Annotated in this window: 15 protein-coding genes; 6 read left to right on the top strand and 9 right to left on the bottom strand. The window is 52.9% G+C overall.

Features of this window, described 5'->3' with window-relative positions; genetic code table 11:
• Positions 1–148 precede the first annotated feature (148 nt).
• Together AB4Z33_RS03235 and AB4Z33_RS03230 are read left to right on the top strand one after the other, a co-directional pair.
• Positions 149–598, top strand: a complete 450-nt coding sequence (locus AB4Z33_RS03235) for a MarR family winged helix-turn-helix transcriptional regulator (RefSeq protein WP_442048516.1) — start codon at positions 149–151, stop codon at positions 596–598.
• A gap of 87 nt (positions 599–685) precedes the next feature.
• Positions 686–1,624, top strand: a complete 939-nt coding sequence (locus AB4Z33_RS03230) for an aldo/keto reductase (RefSeq protein WP_442048515.1) — start codon at positions 686–688, stop codon at positions 1,622–1,624.
• A 52-nt stretch (positions 1,625–1,676) separates the two neighbouring features.
• On the opposite strand, the gene AB4Z33_RS03225 is transcribed toward AB4Z33_RS03230, so the two are convergent.
• On the bottom strand, positions 1,677–2,378 hold the full coding sequence (locus AB4Z33_RS03225; protein ID WP_442048514.1) for a class I SAM-dependent methyltransferase: 702 nt from the start codon (positions 2,376–2,378) through the stop codon (positions 1,677–1,679).
• Between the two features lie 161 nt (positions 2,379–2,539).
• Here AB4Z33_RS03225 and AB4Z33_RS03220 point away from each other — a divergent pair, with 161 nt between their 5' ends.
• The 3 genes from AB4Z33_RS03220 (at position 2,540) to AB4Z33_RS03210 (ending at position 5,594) form a co-directional block, all read left to right on the top strand.
• A complete protein-coding gene (locus tag AB4Z33_RS03220; RefSeq protein WP_442048513.1) occupies positions 2,540–3,244 on the top strand; it encodes a peptidylprolyl isomerase in 705 nt (234 codons plus the stop codon).
• Positions 3,245–3,419: 175 nt separating this feature from the next.
• Positions 3,420–4,949 carry a glycoside hydrolase family 43 protein gene (locus AB4Z33_RS03215; RefSeq protein WP_442048512.1) on the top strand — a complete coding sequence of 510 codons (1,530 nt, stop codon included), beginning with the start codon at positions 3,420–3,422 and terminating at the stop codon, positions 4,947–4,949.
• A 111-nt stretch (positions 4,950–5,060) separates the two neighbouring features.
• Positions 5,061–5,594: a DUF6143 family protein gene (locus AB4Z33_RS03210; RefSeq protein ID WP_442048511.1), complete on the top strand. Its 534-nt coding sequence runs from the start codon at positions 5,061–5,063 to the stop codon at positions 5,592–5,594.
• Positions 5,595–5,730: 136 nt separating this feature from the next.
• On the opposite strand, the gene AB4Z33_RS03205 is transcribed toward AB4Z33_RS03210, so the two are convergent.
• The 5 genes from AB4Z33_RS03205 to AB4Z33_RS03185 all read right to left on the bottom strand — a co-directional run bounded on the left by AB4Z33_RS03205 (position 5,731) and on the right by AB4Z33_RS03185 (position 10,154).
• Positions 5,731–6,909, bottom strand: a complete 1,179-nt coding sequence (locus AB4Z33_RS03205) for an LLM class flavin-dependent oxidoreductase (protein WP_442048510.1) — start codon at positions 6,907–6,909, stop codon at positions 5,731–5,733.
• Positions 6,809–7,327, bottom strand: coding sequence for a TetR/AcrR family transcriptional regulator (locus AB4Z33_RS03200; RefSeq protein WP_442048509.1), 519 nt, complete (start codon positions 7,325–7,327; stop codon positions 6,809–6,811). Before AB4Z33_RS03200 ends, AB4Z33_RS03205 begins: the two co-directional genes overlap by 101 nt.
• Before the next feature lie 185 nt (positions 7,328–7,512).
• Entirely contained in the window at positions 7,513–7,983 is a 471-nt protein-coding gene (locus AB4Z33_RS03195) for a hypothetical protein (protein WP_442048508.1), read from the bottom strand.
• Positions 7,984–8,058: 75 nt separating this feature from the next.
• Complete coding sequence (locus AB4Z33_RS03190; RefSeq protein WP_442048507.1) at positions 8,059–9,477, bottom strand: sensor histidine kinase; 1,419 nt, start codon at positions 9,475–9,477, stop codon at positions 8,059–8,061.
• The gene (locus AB4Z33_RS03185; protein ID WP_442048532.1) at positions 9,474–10,154 is read right to left on the bottom strand and encodes a response regulator transcription factor; all 681 of its coding nucleotides are present in this window, start codon (positions 10,152–10,154) and stop codon (positions 9,474–9,476) included. Before AB4Z33_RS03185 ends, AB4Z33_RS03190 begins: the two co-directional genes overlap by 4 nt.
• Before the next feature lie 218 nt (positions 10,155–10,372).
• Between AB4Z33_RS03185 and AB4Z33_RS03180 the strand changes: the two genes are divergently transcribed.
• Positions 10,373–10,795, top strand: coding sequence for a DUF4395 domain-containing protein (locus tag AB4Z33_RS03180; RefSeq protein ID WP_442048506.1), 423 nt, complete (start codon positions 10,373–10,375; stop codon positions 10,793–10,795).
• A gap of 43 nt (positions 10,796–10,838) precedes the next feature.
• On the opposite strand, the gene AB4Z33_RS03175 is transcribed toward AB4Z33_RS03180, so the two are convergent.
• Genes AB4Z33_RS03175 through AB4Z33_RS03165 form a run of 3 tightly spaced genes read right to left on the bottom strand, consistent with a single transcriptional unit; the run spans position 10,839 to position 15,850 of the window.
• Complete coding sequence (locus tag AB4Z33_RS03175; RefSeq protein ID WP_442048505.1) at positions 10,839–11,825, bottom strand: oxidoreductase; 987 nt, start codon at positions 11,823–11,825, stop codon at positions 10,839–10,841.
• A 24-nt stretch (positions 11,826–11,849) separates the two neighbouring features.
• Positions 11,850–13,427, bottom strand: coding sequence for an extracellular solute-binding protein (locus AB4Z33_RS03170; protein ID WP_442048504.1), 1,578 nt, complete (start codon positions 13,425–13,427; stop codon positions 11,850–11,852).
• A gap of 44 nt (positions 13,428–13,471) precedes the next feature.
• Complete coding sequence (locus AB4Z33_RS03165; RefSeq protein ID WP_442048503.1) at positions 13,472–15,850, bottom strand: helix-turn-helix domain-containing protein; 2,379 nt, start codon at positions 15,848–15,850, stop codon at positions 13,472–13,474.
• Positions 15,851–15,982: the final 132 nt, after the last annotated feature.

Below are 15,982 nucleotides of genomic sequence, written 5' to 3'. Positions count from 1 at the left end.
AAGCAGGGCAGCCTACACCCTGCCTAATGCCTTGTTGACAGCCGGCAGCCGTGTGAACTATATTTTATTTAATACAATTTAATTGGATAATCATCAATGTAACGGGGCATTTTATTTATGAACAATGCCTATATCTATGGAGGTACTTATGAATATCGACGATACAATAAAGCTTGATAACCAAATCTGCTTCTCCATCTATGCCTGTTCACGGGAAATAACGAAGCTGTACCGCCCTATTCTCGATGAGCTCGGATTAACCTATACACAATACGTCACCATGCTTGCCCTCTGGGAGCAAGATCATATATCGGTAAGTGCGCTCGGCCATCGACTCTATCTAGATTCGGGCACACTTACGCCGTTATTGAAGAAGCTTGAAGCAGCCGGCTTACTGACGCGCACCCGCGATCGCGAAGATGAGCGCAGCGTCCTCGTCACGCTTACGGAACAAGGCCAGGCTTTGAAGAACAAAGCCTATGAAGTCCCTCCTCAGCTTTACTGCCAGCTGGACAGCTCGCCGGAAGAGGCGCACTCGCTCCTGCAACAGATGAATGATCTTTTGGGCAAAATTCAACAAATCACCGGTAAATCCTAACCTGTTCTATAGAACGATTGTTATTTGTCACAAAAGGAGACCGCTGCCATGCCTCAATCCACCTATCGACGATTTGGCAATACTTCTATGAAGTTATCTCCTCTCGGACTCGGCTGCTGGCAGCTCAGCAACGGGAATGGCTTGATTGGCAAGTTCTGGCCTGCGCTTGATCCGAGCACAATCAACGACATCGTCAGAATCAGCTATGAAGGCGGTATCAACTGGTTCGACACCGCCGAAATCTATGGCAACGGGCAGTCGGAGCAGCAGCTTGCCCGGGCTTTGCGCGAGGCGCTGCCAGCAGGAGCTCATACCCATATCGCAACGAAATGGTGGCCGGTCCTTCGTACCGCAACCAATATCGGACGGACGATCCACGATCGTATGAACGCCCTCGAGGGTCGGAAGATCCATTTGTATCAGATTCATAAGCCGTTCTCCTTCTCTAGCGTAAGCAGCGAGATGGGCGAGATGATAAAGCTTGCGGAAGCCGGCATGATCGAGCATATTGGCGTCAGCAACTTCAGTGCTAAGCAGATGGTTGAAGCCGACCGTGTTCTGCGCAGTCATGGCATGCGGCTTGCTTCCAATCAAGTGAAATTCAGCTTGCTTGACCGTGACATAGAGAATAACGGCATCCTGGATACAGCGAAGGAGCTGAACGCCGCTATTATCGCTTTTTCGCCGCTCAAGCAAGGCATTCTAACCGGCAAGTTCCATGACAATCCACAGCTGGTCAAATCAATCCATGGCCCTCGCAGATTCGGCGCATCCTTCCGCCCTAACGGACTGCAGCGCTCAATGCCGCTTATCGATACTATGCGTCAGATCGCTTCCCACTATGATGCCACCGTCGCGCAGATCGCGCTCAATTGGCTCATTCACTTCAATGGCGATACCGTGTTCGCAATTCCCGGCGCATCCAAAGCGCAGCACGCCGAGCAGAACGTCAAGACGCTGCGCTTCAAGCTGACGATTGACGAGATGCACGAGATTAGCGAAGTGTCGAAGTTCGTTATTCGCTAACCTGCACGCAGGAGCAGCGCCTCATCTAAGCGCGCTCTCCCATCTTTCCCCTTTACGTATATAGCCACCAAACCCCCGCGCATTCCGGCACATGAGATGCTGAGCTCCCAGACCCATCTGCCCTCTCCCTATCTTCTCCGAAAAAGAAATCAGTCAGCTCCTCTGCCTGCTCCGCGCTATCGAACTCGTAGTCCAAACGAATCCACTTATGCGAAAACCCGTACTTCTCCGTCAATGCAGAATAATAGCTCAGCAGAAAATCCGGCGGGTTCGGCTGTTCAAACCCCGTTCCCATCGTCTCGAAAATTACAATCGTTCCGCCCGGCCGCAGCACCCGCTTAAGCTCCTTCATGACCGTATCCACATCTTGTTCCCAGCTTGGATTATTGCTAGATCCCAGGTAGCATATACTCCAGCCCGCCACGATGAGATCGGCGCTTCTCTCCGCAAGCGGCAGCTTCCTCATATCAGCGGCGATTGTCCGCCAGTTCGCATGCCCTGCCGCCGTGAGCTTATCCGCCGCAATGGAGAGCATCGCTTCGGAAGCGTCCGTTGCCACGATAGACCGGGCCTCTCCCGCCAGCACCGCAGCGAGTCTGCCCGTACCCGCTCCAACATCAACAATATCCAGTCCGGCATAAGGCTTAATCTCGCGGATGCATGCCTGCAAAGCAGGCTGCTTCGTAATCAACGCGTCGTAACGCGCCGCTTCCTTCCTATAAATCGATTCATGATCCGGCATACCAGTAATCATCCTTCCGTATTCGATTAGCACTACGAATTCATCGTAAAGCTTTCCCTTACGAGAAGGTCAACCCTCCGTCTTAAGCAATCCGTTCCCTACTCCCACTCGCATTCAAATCAATCGATATGCTATTATACAAAGTGGATCATATACAAGGGGGATGCGTACACATGCAGTTGAATAAAAGATTATTTGCAGGGCTGCTCGTCATACTCGCCGTTATGCTTGTCGTAACGACAGGCTGCGGAGCTAGCAAGGAAAACAACGGAGGCAACACCCAAGGCTCGGGCAACAACGAGAATGCTGCCGCCACCGAACCGCCGCAGGAAGAAGGTCCTGAGCTGCTTGGATCGGACAAGCATCCAGTCGTTACAATAGAGATGAGCAATGACAAGGTCATCAAGGTCGAGCTCTATCCAGAGGTCGCTCCGAATACGGTCAACAACTTCATCTCGCTTGTGCAAAGCGGATTCTATGACGGCGTTATTTTCCACCGTGTTATTCCAGGCTTCATGATTCAAGGCGGAGATCCCGATGGCGCAGGCACTGGCGGTCCAGGCTACAGCATCGCCGGCGAATTCACGTCGAACGGCTTCGAGAACAAGCTGAAGCATAAGCGCGGCGTTATCTCCATGGCTCGGACGAATGATCCTAATTCGGCTGGCTCACAGTTCTTCATCATGCACGAGGACGCTAATTCGCTTGACGAACAGTATGCATCATTCGGCAAAGTCATTGAAGGCCTTGATGTCGTTGATGAGATCGTTGCCCAAGAACGCGATGGCAGCGACAAGCCGCTTGATCCTCTTTCCATGAAGAAGGTTACAGTGGATACGAAGGGCATGACGTTCGAAGCTCCGAAAAAAGCAGAATAACGCTTATATCGATTAACTGCTAAGAAGAGAGGACCAGGTTCCTCTCTTTTTTTGCGTTCATGAGTAGCAATTCAATCTATGGCTTGTTAAATGGGCAGAAGAATAATATAATAATTTCATTAATCGATTAATGTTTATATGAATTATTAAATGTCTGAATAGGGGGAACACCACATTGAACAAAAGAACAGCTTTTATCGCGTCCGTATGCGTTCTCGCATTAATGAGCGCTTGCAGCGACAATGGCGGCGGCAATAACGTGCGTAACCAAAATACGAATAACCCCGCCCCCACGACCGTATCTAAGGCAGAGACTAACACGAATAATTTGGAAGCGGTTACAGAAGATGAGCCTCAGTTCAAAAATGCATCTGTACACGATCCGTCGATTATTAAAGTCGGAGATACGTTCTATGTGTTCGGCTCTCATCTCGCGGTGGCCAAGTCGAGCGATCTAATGAGCTGGGAGCAGTTGAATTCCAGCGTCTATGACGAGAATCCAATTATTCCGAACGTAACGAAGGAAATGAGCGAAGGACTGGAATGGGCCGAAACGGATACGTTCTGGGCTGGCGACGTCATTCAGCTCGCGGACGGCAAGTTCTATATGTATTACAGCATGTGCAAAGGCGATTCGCCCCGCTCCGCGCTCGGCATCGCCGTTGCGGACAACGTCGAAGGTCCTTATACGGACAAAGGCTTAATTCTCAAATCCGGCATGTGGAATGATCTCGGCGCAGACGGCAAGTTATACGATGCTACCGTCCATCCTAACGTCGTTGATCCGAACGTGTTCTTCGACAAGGACGGCATCCTGTGGATGGTATACGGCTCCTATTCCGGAGGAATCTTCATTATGAAGCTTGATCCGGCGACGGGGCTGCCGCTCGAAGGGCAAGGCTACGGCAAGAAGCTGCTCGGCAACAACCATAGCCGCATAGAAGCGCCTTATATTCAGTACGTCGAAGAAACCGGCTACTATTACCTCTACCTATCATACGGCGGCCTTGATGCGATAGGCGGCTATAATATTCGTGTCGCCCGATCCGAGAATCCAGACGGTCCTTATGTCGATTCGGAAGGCCAAGAGATGATTAACGCCTTCGGCGCGTACGGCACTTTGTTCGATGATTTATCCATTGCCCCCTACGGTGCTAAGCTAATGGGCAATTTCCAGTTCGATAACGTAGAAGGTGAAATTGCGAATATCGGAACGGGTTATGTATCTCCCGGCCATAATTCCGTTTATTACGATGCCGACTTGAATAAAAACTTCATTATTTTCCATACCCGCTTCCCGTCGCGCGGCGAAGCGCATGAGGTTCGCGTTCATCAATTGCTTATGAATACGGAGGGCTGGCCCGTCATAACTCCTCATCGATACACCGGCGAGACGGCGGAGAAGGTTGATGCTGCGGAGATTGTCGGGGCTTACAAGTTCATTAACCACGGTAAAGAAATTACCGCCGATATTAAAGCTGCCGCGATGATCGAGCTGCAGAAGGACGGCAACCTAACAGGCAGCGTCCAGGGAACGTGGAAGAACACCGGGGACTACACGGCCGATATTACGGTGGACGGGATCGTCTATCATGGCGTTTTCCTCCGTCAATGGAATGAAGGAACGTTGTCATATGTCATGACGTTCAGCGCCCTGTCCGATGAAGGTATCGCAATATGGGGAAGCCACGTCTCCAAGGAATAATTTCATACCGTTAATTATTGTTCATCGTTCCTCAGATGCCTCGTTATAGGCATGTTCTAAGATTCCAATCATATGGTGGAATAGAAGCGAATCTGGAAGGACGGTGCAGCAATGTATTCCTTTGGCCCGCCGAACGTGGTCGATATCACCAATCCGTTCATCAAGTCATTGCAAGGTAAGTATTTCATGGGGGAAACGGATCAGCTTCAGCCGACGGATTCCAACCGCGTCTGGGCTGCGCTCGTCAACCCGCCTCATTCCGGCGTTAATCTATTTTTTGACGTATACGTCATTAGCAATTTGTCGCATGAGCCTCTCGTCTCGCAAATCTGCTTCTGCAACGGCCTGCCTACTCGCGGCATGATGTCGCATGAAGTATCGGCAACGAATCTAACGATACATCCGAGACCGGCGCCTTGCGGTCAGGTGCAATTCGGCAGCGAGCTCGATCCTAAGACGCTCGGCGCCGTCCCCGTCTCGACCCGGGTCATACCGGGCTACTCGAGTATTACATGCGAGAAGGACGGGCGCTGGATCTTCGGCCCAGGCCAATCGCTGCTGTTCACGCTGACCGGACCGATGCACCGCTCCGCTCCTGCCGTTGTGTCGTTCGGCTGGTGGGAGGAGCCGGTAGGTAGATACTAGCCTAACATGAATGAAGAAAACCTCACTCCTCATGAATCTAGATTCATGAGGAGTGAGGTTTTCTTCATTATTTCTATTAACGACTCTTATCTGGCCTTATTCAGTGAGCTTAGCCTCATTAAATAGTGAGACTAGGTCACTGACCCGCTACCGCCGCATCGTTACCGCTGCCGACTAGACTCTCATTCACGCTCGCATTGGCAGCTTCTCCTTGCACCGATGCCCACTTGTTGCGGAAATGTCCGATGCCGGGACGCTCCAGCCCCAGATGCTCGCGCAGCGTGCTGCCGGTGTATTCTTCGCGGAACAGACCGCGCTGCTGCAGAATCGGAACGACTTGATCAACGAAGTCGTCGAGTCCGCCCGGCAGCACCGGAGGCATAATGTTGAAGCCGTCGCAGCCGTACTCATCGAACCAATGCTCCATGAGATCGGCTAGCTGCTCGGGCGTTCCGACGAATTGCATATGTCCCCTCGCACCAAGTATCCGTCTGCCAAGCTCCAGCATCGACAGCTGCTCGCTGCGCGCCATATCCATAATAAGCTGGACGCGGCTCTTCATGCCGTTCGACTTCTCTACCGGATCCGGAATGTCCGGCAATTGATCGTCAAGCGAGTAACCGCTAAGATCGATATTCAGGAAGGCCGACAGGAATCCGGTAATCGCCGAACGAGGAATAAGCTCCTGCAGCTGGCGGTAACGAGCTTGCGCCTCTTCTACCGTCGCGCCGAGAATCGGCGACAGGCCCGGCATGATTTTCATGCTGCCGCGTTCCCTGCCATAGTCCGCCAGCTTGCTGTTCACGCTCTCGTAGAACGTTTTGGCCGCTTCAAGCGATTGCTGCGCCGTGAAGATGACCTCGCCCGTGCTTGCCGCGAAATCCTGGCCCGGCCCGGAAGAGCCGGCCTGGATCAGAACCGGATAGCCTTGCGGCGAACGCGGTACATTAAGCGGACCGCGCGTTTTGTACCAATTGCCCTTGAAGTCGACCGTCCGAACTTTCGAACCGTCCGCGAATTGTCCCGCCTCGCGGTCGAGCACTAACGCATCGTCTTCCCAGCTGTCCCATAGGCGAGTAACCGCATCGACGAATTCCCGCGCCATCTCGTAACGAAGGCCGTGCTCGGGATGCTTATCCTTGCCGTAGTTGAACGCCTCGACATCCTGCTGCGACGTCACGATGTTCCAGCCTGCGCGGCCGCCGCTAATATGATCAAGCGAAGAGAACTTGCGCGCCACGTTGAACGGCTCGTTGTACGGCGTCGATACCGTTGCCGTCAGACCGATCTTCTCCGTCGCGCATAATGTTCGCAACCGGCTGCAAATTTGTCGTGAAACGATCCGTTACCGCCCGTCTGATCTCATTCGGCGTTGCATCGGATAAGCGCGCGCTTTGCATCAGAATGGTGAACGCCCAGCTCGTCTGAATGGACAGCCACGAGGAACAGATCGTAGTCAGCTTCGTAAGAGGCGGGAACGTCGTCTTCGAAATGTCCGTCACATGAATACCGTAATTCGTCTGTCCTCTGCGAAGCACCTCGCTGAATATTTCGTCCTTCGATTCGAAGTAGTGATACACGTTGCCGATACTAACATCGGCCTCCTTCGCAATGTCCTGCATGCTCGTCGGCTGGAAGCCTTTGATCGCCATCACTTTAAGCGCGCTGTCCAATATTTGCTCGATGCGCCGTTCTCTCGCGATGCGGTCCTTCTCTGGATTCCTTGGTGACATGACTTCATCCGCCCTTTCTACGTTCCAGTCGTCAGTTATGGAGACATTATACAGAAATTCGGGCAAGCTTCGCCAACAAAATGTTTAAGCAGTCACATTTTACGGATATGCAAAAAAAGATAGAGCGTCCCCTTCTGCTAAGCAAGGGTATCTCTATCTTCATCCGCTTCCTACGCTCGTACGCGCTACAGCTTGAGGCTAACGATAAGCAGCACGGCAATGACTGCCGCCGCGATAATCGCCGACAACGTCAAGTAACTCGACAGGTTCACCGCTTGCGAAGCCGACGCTTGCGTTGCTCCGGAAGCAGTACCCGCCAGGTTGATCCTCTTCCTCAGCTTACCCCCGAATATCCCCGTTAATATAAGCGATAACAGGGCGATCGTGCCTCCGCCTTTCTCCATTACGTCCAGCCATAGCGGCTTGTCCGAACCCAGCTCCATCTGAATGAGCATGAGTACTCCTGATACGAGAACAAACAGCGCACTCGGGTGCGAGATCCAGCTGAACGCGCGCGTTATTTTGCCAATTAAAATATTCGCTTCAACCGTGCTCACATTCTTCCTTACGAGCGGCAGCACAACCAATATCGTCACCAGTGAACCTATCCATAGCGCGAGACCGGCCAAATGCAGAAACAACAATAATCCAAACATTGCGCGATCATCCTCCAGTCCGTTCAATTCCCCCTCATTATCGGGAGGAAATATGAACGCACGATGAACGGAGTGTTACAAAACGTTCTGCAGCTGGTGTTTTGGAATCTTTACGGTGATGATCGTTCCGATGCCTAACTCGCTCTCCGCGGTAATTGTTCCTCCGTGCAGCGTTACGATATCCTTCGCTATGGACAGGCCCAGCCCGCTCCCGGAGCGGCTTCGATCCCGCGACCTGTCCGCTTTGTAGAACCGCTCGAACAGATGCTGTACCTGGTCGGCCTCGATGCCGATCCCCGTATCGCTCACCGTAACGACAACTGCCTCCGGTTGCTCGGATTGAATCGCAATTCGGATTGAGTCTTCTTTGCTCGTGAACTTCATGCTGTTAACGATTAGATTCAGCCACACCTGATAGAGCAGCCCCTCATCCGCCGTAATCGTCGTCTCCGGCAGGTCGAGCGTCAACTCGAGCCCCTTGCTCGTCCACTCCCACTCCAGCAAAATGATGATTTGGCGAAGCTGCTCATCCAGCCTGTACGTCGTCACATCGGGGGTGCGCGACTGATTGTCGAGCGCCGCGAGCGTCAGCAACTGCTTGCTTAATGCCGATAAGCGTCTGCTCTCCTCATCGATAATGTGCAAGTAGCGTTCCTTCTCCTCCAGCGTCGAACCCTCATCCAGAACGGCTTGCACGAATCCTTGAATGGACGTGAGCGGCGATTGAATTTCATGCGACACGTTGGCGACGAACTGTTGCCTCATCTCGTCCAGCTGCCTCAGCGATAATGCCATTTCCGTAAAATGCCGCGCCAAATTTCCGAGCTCGTCCTGCCGTGCCACATCGAGCGGCACCTCAACATCGAAGCGGCCGCCGACCAGCCGTCTCGTCGCTTCGGTGAGCTTTTTGATAGGCTTAACGATATACGTCGTGAAGATAACGATCAAACAGAGGCTGAATACGAATGTACTTCCCAGCAGCACCGCCATAATAATCCGAATATCTCCAAGCTGCTGCTGCAGATCGGGACGGATGAACAACGCGTAACGCTCACCGTTCACCGTCATCGGAACGCCTACCGTATTGCGCAAGCTATCCTCGAACAGGTTGGACACCGACAACCAGCCCCAACCGGAGGCTGTGCCGTAATATAGTTCTCCGTTCAGCACGCGTTCCTCGTCAGCCGGATCAAGTCCTCCTCTGCGAAATGACGAGCCGTAAAACGCCCCTTCCTTGCGGTCGTTAACGACATAAATCTGGTAGCCGAGATTAGCGATATGAGCCAAGTAGCTGTCCATCGCAAGCTGCGGCGTCTTCTCCAGCAGCGTCTTGATTTCATTGCCGATCTGAACGGCTTTCCGTTCATTGCCCGTGAGCAGCTTGGACTGATAATACATACTGGAGCATAACAATCCCGCTATGCTGCTTATTAAACCGATGAAGGCGAAGGTGAGCACGATTCGGACATAAAGCGACTTCGTCTTTATTTTCATCTGCCGGGCACTTCCAACTTATAGCCAAGCCCTCTTATCGTTGTTAGGATGAGGTCTTGCTCCCGGCCCTCGAACCTCTCACGCAGCCTCTTTATATGTACGTCGATCGTCCTGCTATCACCCATGAAGTCCGAACCCCATATTAGCTGCAGTAACTGCTCCCGCGTGAAAATCCGACCCGGGTGACCCGCTAACTGCGCCAGCAGCTGGAACTCCTTCAACGGCAAAGATATCCGCTCATCGCCGATCCACACTTCGTAACTGCCGCGATCGATGGTAACTCCATTCAGCCGAATGACTTCTGACGACACCATCTGATAGCGGCGAAGCAGTGCCTTGATGCGGAACAGCAGTTCCTTCGGATCGAACGGCTTCACCATGTAATCGTCCGTCCCCGCCAAGAAACCTTGCTCTTTATCCGCCATCTCCGCTTTCGCCGTCAGCATAAGAACGGGAATGTCGTAGTACGACCGAATTTCGCGGCATAGCGCCAACCCGTCCTTCGCCGGCATCATCACATCGACGACCGCCAGATGAATTTGCACCTGTTCCATCAGCGCCGATGCCCGCTCGCCATCCTCCGCCTCGAACACTTCATACCCTTCCTTGCGCAAAAAAAACCGAAGCAGTTCGCGTATATGCTTATCGTCATCCGCAATCAAGATATGAACTCTCATAATTGCCGCACGCTCGCTTTCCATTCGTTTCCCTGCCCCCTGGCAGGTTATTTCTCCTAACTATGCTATAAAAGGACGGGTATTTCAATGCGGACGGATATCGCAACCTTTTTTTGCGATATTGTTCGACTGGAGCATCTGATCTATTGCTAAAAACGATGCTTCGATCTATAATCAAATTAAATATTTTAATTCCGATAAGGAAAGTTGGTATACACATGAAAGAGATACCTATTCCGTACGTGCGAAGCAATCAGGCAGGTATTGTGATCTTCTTAATAGCGTTTTTCCTTACGCAGGCAACATGGATTATTGCGGCATTGTTCGTCATTCAGGTGATTGGCCTTATATTCGGGGCGAAGGCGAATCTGTTCATTCGGATCGCTCGTCCGTTTCTTACGCAGCTCGTAGCGAAGTCCCAGACGGAAGCAGCCGAGCTGCAACGATTCAACAACTCGCTTGCCGTAGGCTTCCTCACTTTGTCGTTGATCAGCTTGTTATTCGGCTGGACAGCGGCAGGCAACATCTTTGCGGCGATGATGGGCGCTGCGGCGTTCGCCGCGCTGCTCGGCTACTGCATCGGCTGCACGGTGTACTTCCAATACAAGCAATTCCGCGCACGCAGATTGCAACGCGGATAAGACCCAAAGCGCTACCCGCTCACTACGGCGGATAGCGCTTTTTTTATATTTTCACGACCATCCGCTTGCGCGAATCCCCCTCTAACATGCGCTTCGTATACGCCGCAACCTGTTCCAGCTCGATAACCTCGCTCATGGCATCCAGCTTATCCAGCTTGTAGCGTCCGGCCAGCAGCTCCCATACGCGGAGCCGCTTCTCCATGTCCGCCATGACCGAATCGATGCCGATCAAACGCACGCCCCGCAGGATGAAAGGATATACGGAGGTCGGGAGATCGATTCCGCCCGTCATGCCGCTCGCCGCTACGGCCCCGCCATAATTCAAGCTCGCGATAATCGATGCCAGCGTTTTGCCGCCGACGCAATCAATGGCTCCCGCCCATAACTGCTTGCCTAGCGGTGCGGATGACTGGGAAACGATCTCTTCCCTCGATACGACGCGTGTAGCGCCAAGTCCAAGCAAATAATCACCCATGTCCGCCTTCCCCGAGCTTGCCGTCACTTCATAACCTAACCGGGAAGCAATAGCTACCGCAATGCTGCCGACACCGCCGGATGCTCCCGTGACGAGCATAGATCCTTTATCCGGCCGGAGTCCGTCCCGTTCCAGCTCGTACAACGATAACGCCGCAGTGAAACCAGCCGTTCCGAGCGCCATCGCAGCCTTCATCGTCAAGCCTTCAGGAAGCTTCACCGCCCATTCCGAAGGCACTCGCGCATATTCGCTATAACCGCCGTAATGCGAGACTCCAAGTCCATACCCTGTAATAAGCACTTCCTCACCTGCGCGATATCGTCCGTTTTCACATGATACGACAACGCCCGCGAGATCGATGCCCGGAACGAACGGATAGCTGCGAACAATATTGCTCCCTGTCTTGCAGGCTAACGCATCCTTATAATTGACGCTGGAGTATGCGACCTTGACGAGCAGATCGCCCTCCGGCAGATCATCGATCCGCAACGTCCTCACCTTCGCCGTTACTTCCTCGTCCTGCTTCTCCAGCACCAGTGCGCGAAAAGAATTCATTTATCCATTCCTCCTGTCGCTCTTCTATTGCGAGTTATACCGTTTCAAAGCAGCCTCTTGGATTGCAATTGCCCGATCAATGCCAAGCGCTTTGACTTGGGAAACCAAATCGTCATAGGCCTCGACCGGCTCGGTTCCCAGAATGATGCGGAGCGACATTTCGTCGACGAGCGTCGTAACGTCCTGCATAATGGCCGACAGCTCCGCGTTCTCCCGCTCGGTTTTCTGAACAGGAGGAAGCATATATTTATCCGCATCCGTATCTGACCAAACTACCATCGCGTCTTTCTGTTCCTTCATCATATAATACTGCTCCAAGTATTGCACATCCTGCACGAAGGGTCCGAAGTAGCTGGCCCGGCTGTACATCGCAAGCGCCTGGGCCGGCGCAAGCTTGTCCGGGTTGCGGAGAATAAGGTCCGTATACGTCGGCTTGTCGCCTTCCATCGTATAACTGACGCCTTCGATACCGAAGTTGAAGAGCAGATGCCCTTCAGGACCGTAACCGTAGTCCAGCATGCGGACGGCTTCCACCGCCTTGTCGCTCTTGGCATAGATGGCAACTCCTCCGCTGCTCATATAAGAATAGACGCGCTGGCCGAATTTCGGGCGTTCGCCATCATGCAGCACCGGATACGGCGCGGGCACGAAGCTCGCCTTCTCGTCAAGCTCTCTGACGATCGGCGTCCATGTGCCGATGCCCGCGCCCGCATTCCAGATCGTAGCGCCGCTCCGTCCGGTAATCATGCTGGCGTCCAGCGTCTTCGTATCGACGGTAGCCATGTTCTTATCGAGCAGCCCTTCCGCATACCACTGCCGGAACAAAGCTAGAAACTGCTTATAGCCCGCCTCTATGGGTCCGAACTTCACCTTACCTTCGCCGTCCAGATAGAACCCTTTCTTAACGCCGAACGCTCCAACGAACCCGCCGTTCTCGATACCGAACAATGGGTTCGGCGTACCGAGAAATGACATCGGCGCTTCTATGCCCTTCTTCTCCTTGAACGCCACCAGCATGTCATGCCACTGATCGATCGTTCTCGGCAGCGGAAGCCCCAGCTCGTCCAGCCAATCCTGGCGGACAATCGGACCTTGATACGTACGCAGCCTAACGTCGCCTTGAATAAAAGGAAAGACGTAATAGCTGCCATCGGCCGTTTTAATCTGCTTATCGATCTCCGGATGCTTCGCGAGATACTTCTTCAGGTTAGGCGCATACTGATCGATCAGATCGTTAAGCCGTAAAATATATCCGTCCTTAATCGCCTTCTCCGGTCCGCCGGGGAAGTTCGCCCACTCGTACTCGATGACATCCGGCAGTTCCCCCGATGCAAGCAACACATTGATGGCCTGCTTCGCTTGATTGGCAGGCGGCTGAATGAACTGCAGCTTCACCCCCGTACGCTTCTGCCACTCTTGGAAGAAAGGGACGTCCTGGAAGCTCGGCTTCACGCTAGCCGCGTTGCCGTTCAGCTCCGCCCAATACGTAAGGGTACTTCCGTCACCCGCAGGCTGTGAAGTAGGCGAAGGCGAAACCGCCGCGTCATCAGTCTGCTTGCATGCTGCGAGCAGCAGAGCAACGACTAGCATTATCAAGATCACACTTCTCGCGCGATACCTTCGTTCCATGTTTCCCTTCACCTCTTTCACGGCGTAAACCGCTTCCCATCATGCATTTCCTTATATTTGCCCGGCGTAATGCCCTCGTATTTCTTGAAAACCCGAATGAACGTCGCCGCGTCATTGTAGCCAACCAGCTTCGAAACATCGCTTACCGATTCCTGATGCAAGACCATCCATTCCTTCGCCCGTACGATGCGATGCTTATGCAAATAATCCAGCAGCCCTTCGCCCGTCTGCGTCTTGAATAGCTTAGACAAATAACTGCCCTTCAGGTCAAAATGCTCTCCGATCGTATTTACATTCAGATTCGAATCGCCGTAATGGTGCTCAATATGCCGTTGCACGCCGGCTGTCAGTTCGCGGAGCGACTCTGCACGCTCCATCGTAACATTGGACTCCATCCTTACCGACGCGAATGCGCATACATTCTTCAGCAGCGTCACCAACTCCTGCCGCATTTCCTGAATCGTGTCGCAAGCGATGATCTTGTCCATCCAGAGCGGATTGTCGCTCAGCACGCTTCCCTCTCCGTCGCCCAGCTCATTAATCGCCTTAACCATCGTACCGACCAGGTTGAACATGAAGCACTTGGCGAGCGTAAGCGATAGGATTGGTTTCTGCGTATTTCGATCCATAATATCATTCATGAAGGCTGAAGCCTGCTCGAAGTCGCCAATCTTAATGAGATTAATTAACTGCTGCTCGGCCTGCAGCGGATAGTAATACCCGAATTGTACCGCTTCCTCGGGATTCACGCGAATGTCGTCGTACGTAATGATCCCTTTTTTGCCGAGTACCATCTTATACTCCATCGCATCAACCGCCTCGCGGTAAGCCGCGGCAATACCGGCCAAGGATGCATGCTTACCTCCGACAGATACGGTAAGATCCATCTCGTACCGCACCAGGAAGCGCTGCGCATCGGTTGCGATCGCATGCAAAYCGTCCTTGTAGAATTCCGCCCTCTCCTCGCATAAGCTTACCAAACAAACCATCATATCGTCGATTTCCGCAACGTAGCCGGCATGACCATGCTCGGATACCAGCTCTTCGACAACGTTGCTAATAATAAACTGGATTAACTTCCRCCGATCGTTCGTATCGATGCCCGGCAGCTTCTCGTATAGGCTTTCATCATTTTCCACAACAAATAAAATAACGGCAAACTCATCCGACAACAGCTTCATATGGAACGACCTGAACGCTTCCTCGTACGGAATCGGCGAATCCAGCTTCCCCTTCATCAGCCGGTTGATCATATTCGAGCGCAATACATTCTGATGGGATTGCAGCTGCTGCGCGATCGTTTCCTTCTCGCTTCTCGTCTTGCTGATCGCCCGCTGGATGAAGCTGAGTTCGTTCCACTCGGTACGCTCCTCCGTCCCGTTCTTGTCCGACAACAGCCTGACGAGCTGCTGGATCGGCGAATAGTTGCGGCGCATGAAAAACCACGTCAGCACGCCCGCGCCCATAATGCTGATCAACACGCTGACGAACGTGAACTTGCGCACGTACTCCGCTTTTTCCCAGTAGATGCTGCTCGGAATGACGAGCGCATACTTCAGATCGGATACCGATGACTGCACGTAAAAGATTTCCGAATCCCCAGCCTTCATCGAGGCGGGCATCGCTTCCCCGCCGCTTTGGACGCTGTCCAGGATGACGTCTTCACCCGACTGCTCCGGCAAGTTGGAGAGCAATACCTCATTGTTGCGGTTCATAATGAGCACGTAACCGCCGCTGAAGCCGGAAATGTTGTCGATCGCATCCAGAAACCGGGACGTGTCGGCCATAACGACGACCGTTCCCGCTTCCTTGCCGTTCAAGTCCTTCGGCAGATGCGTAATATACGCGATCGCCGTCTGCGGCGGCGCGGCGTCCAGATGCGGAAGAAGCATGAATTGATTGTGCTCCGATTGCTCGATGGCCGATACCCACTGCTCATAATTCATTTTGCCGGTGCGATGCAGGGTATAATATGCGGTTTCCATGTCTCTGACATTGCCGGAACGCAGCACGGCGCCCTCCCGCTCCCAGGTCACGTAAAATTCGTCGATTGCCGCATAGGACGTCTGGTACATCCGGAATTCTTTCACCAGCTGGTATGCCTCGAACTGGGCTTCGGCCTCCGAGCGGCTGGAATACATAAGCGTCTGCAGCTTCGCGTTCCACGTCATTTCCATTGTAAGCCGCTTCATCAGATCGATCTGATTATCGATGGTATAGCGGACCTGCTTCAGCAACGAATCGTTGGCCCGGTGAATTTCGCTGCTGAGCGCCGCGCTGGATTGGGAGTAAACGATCAAGCTAATCAGGATGGGAACGAACAGAACAGCGCTATATGAAATGAGCCATGTGACGATAATGCTTTTTCGCTTCTGCCATATCTCTCGAATATTCAAGCTAAGTCTCCTCGCCTGCAAGTTGCCTATTAGACCCCTATTATAACCAAAAGACCACGGAACGAGGAATGCGCAAAACGTTCAAAACGATTGACGAAACGTCCACACGCCCTCAAAACAGCGCCATAACAG

The sequence above is a fragment of the Paenibacillus sp. 2TAB19 genome (genome assembly GCF_052115185.1).
GTDB lineage: Bacteria > Bacillota > Bacilli > Paenibacillales > Paenibacillaceae > Pristimantibacillus.
Note: the sequence above shows the minus strand (reverse complement) of the source record. Positions and strands in the feature narration are given on the sequence as shown.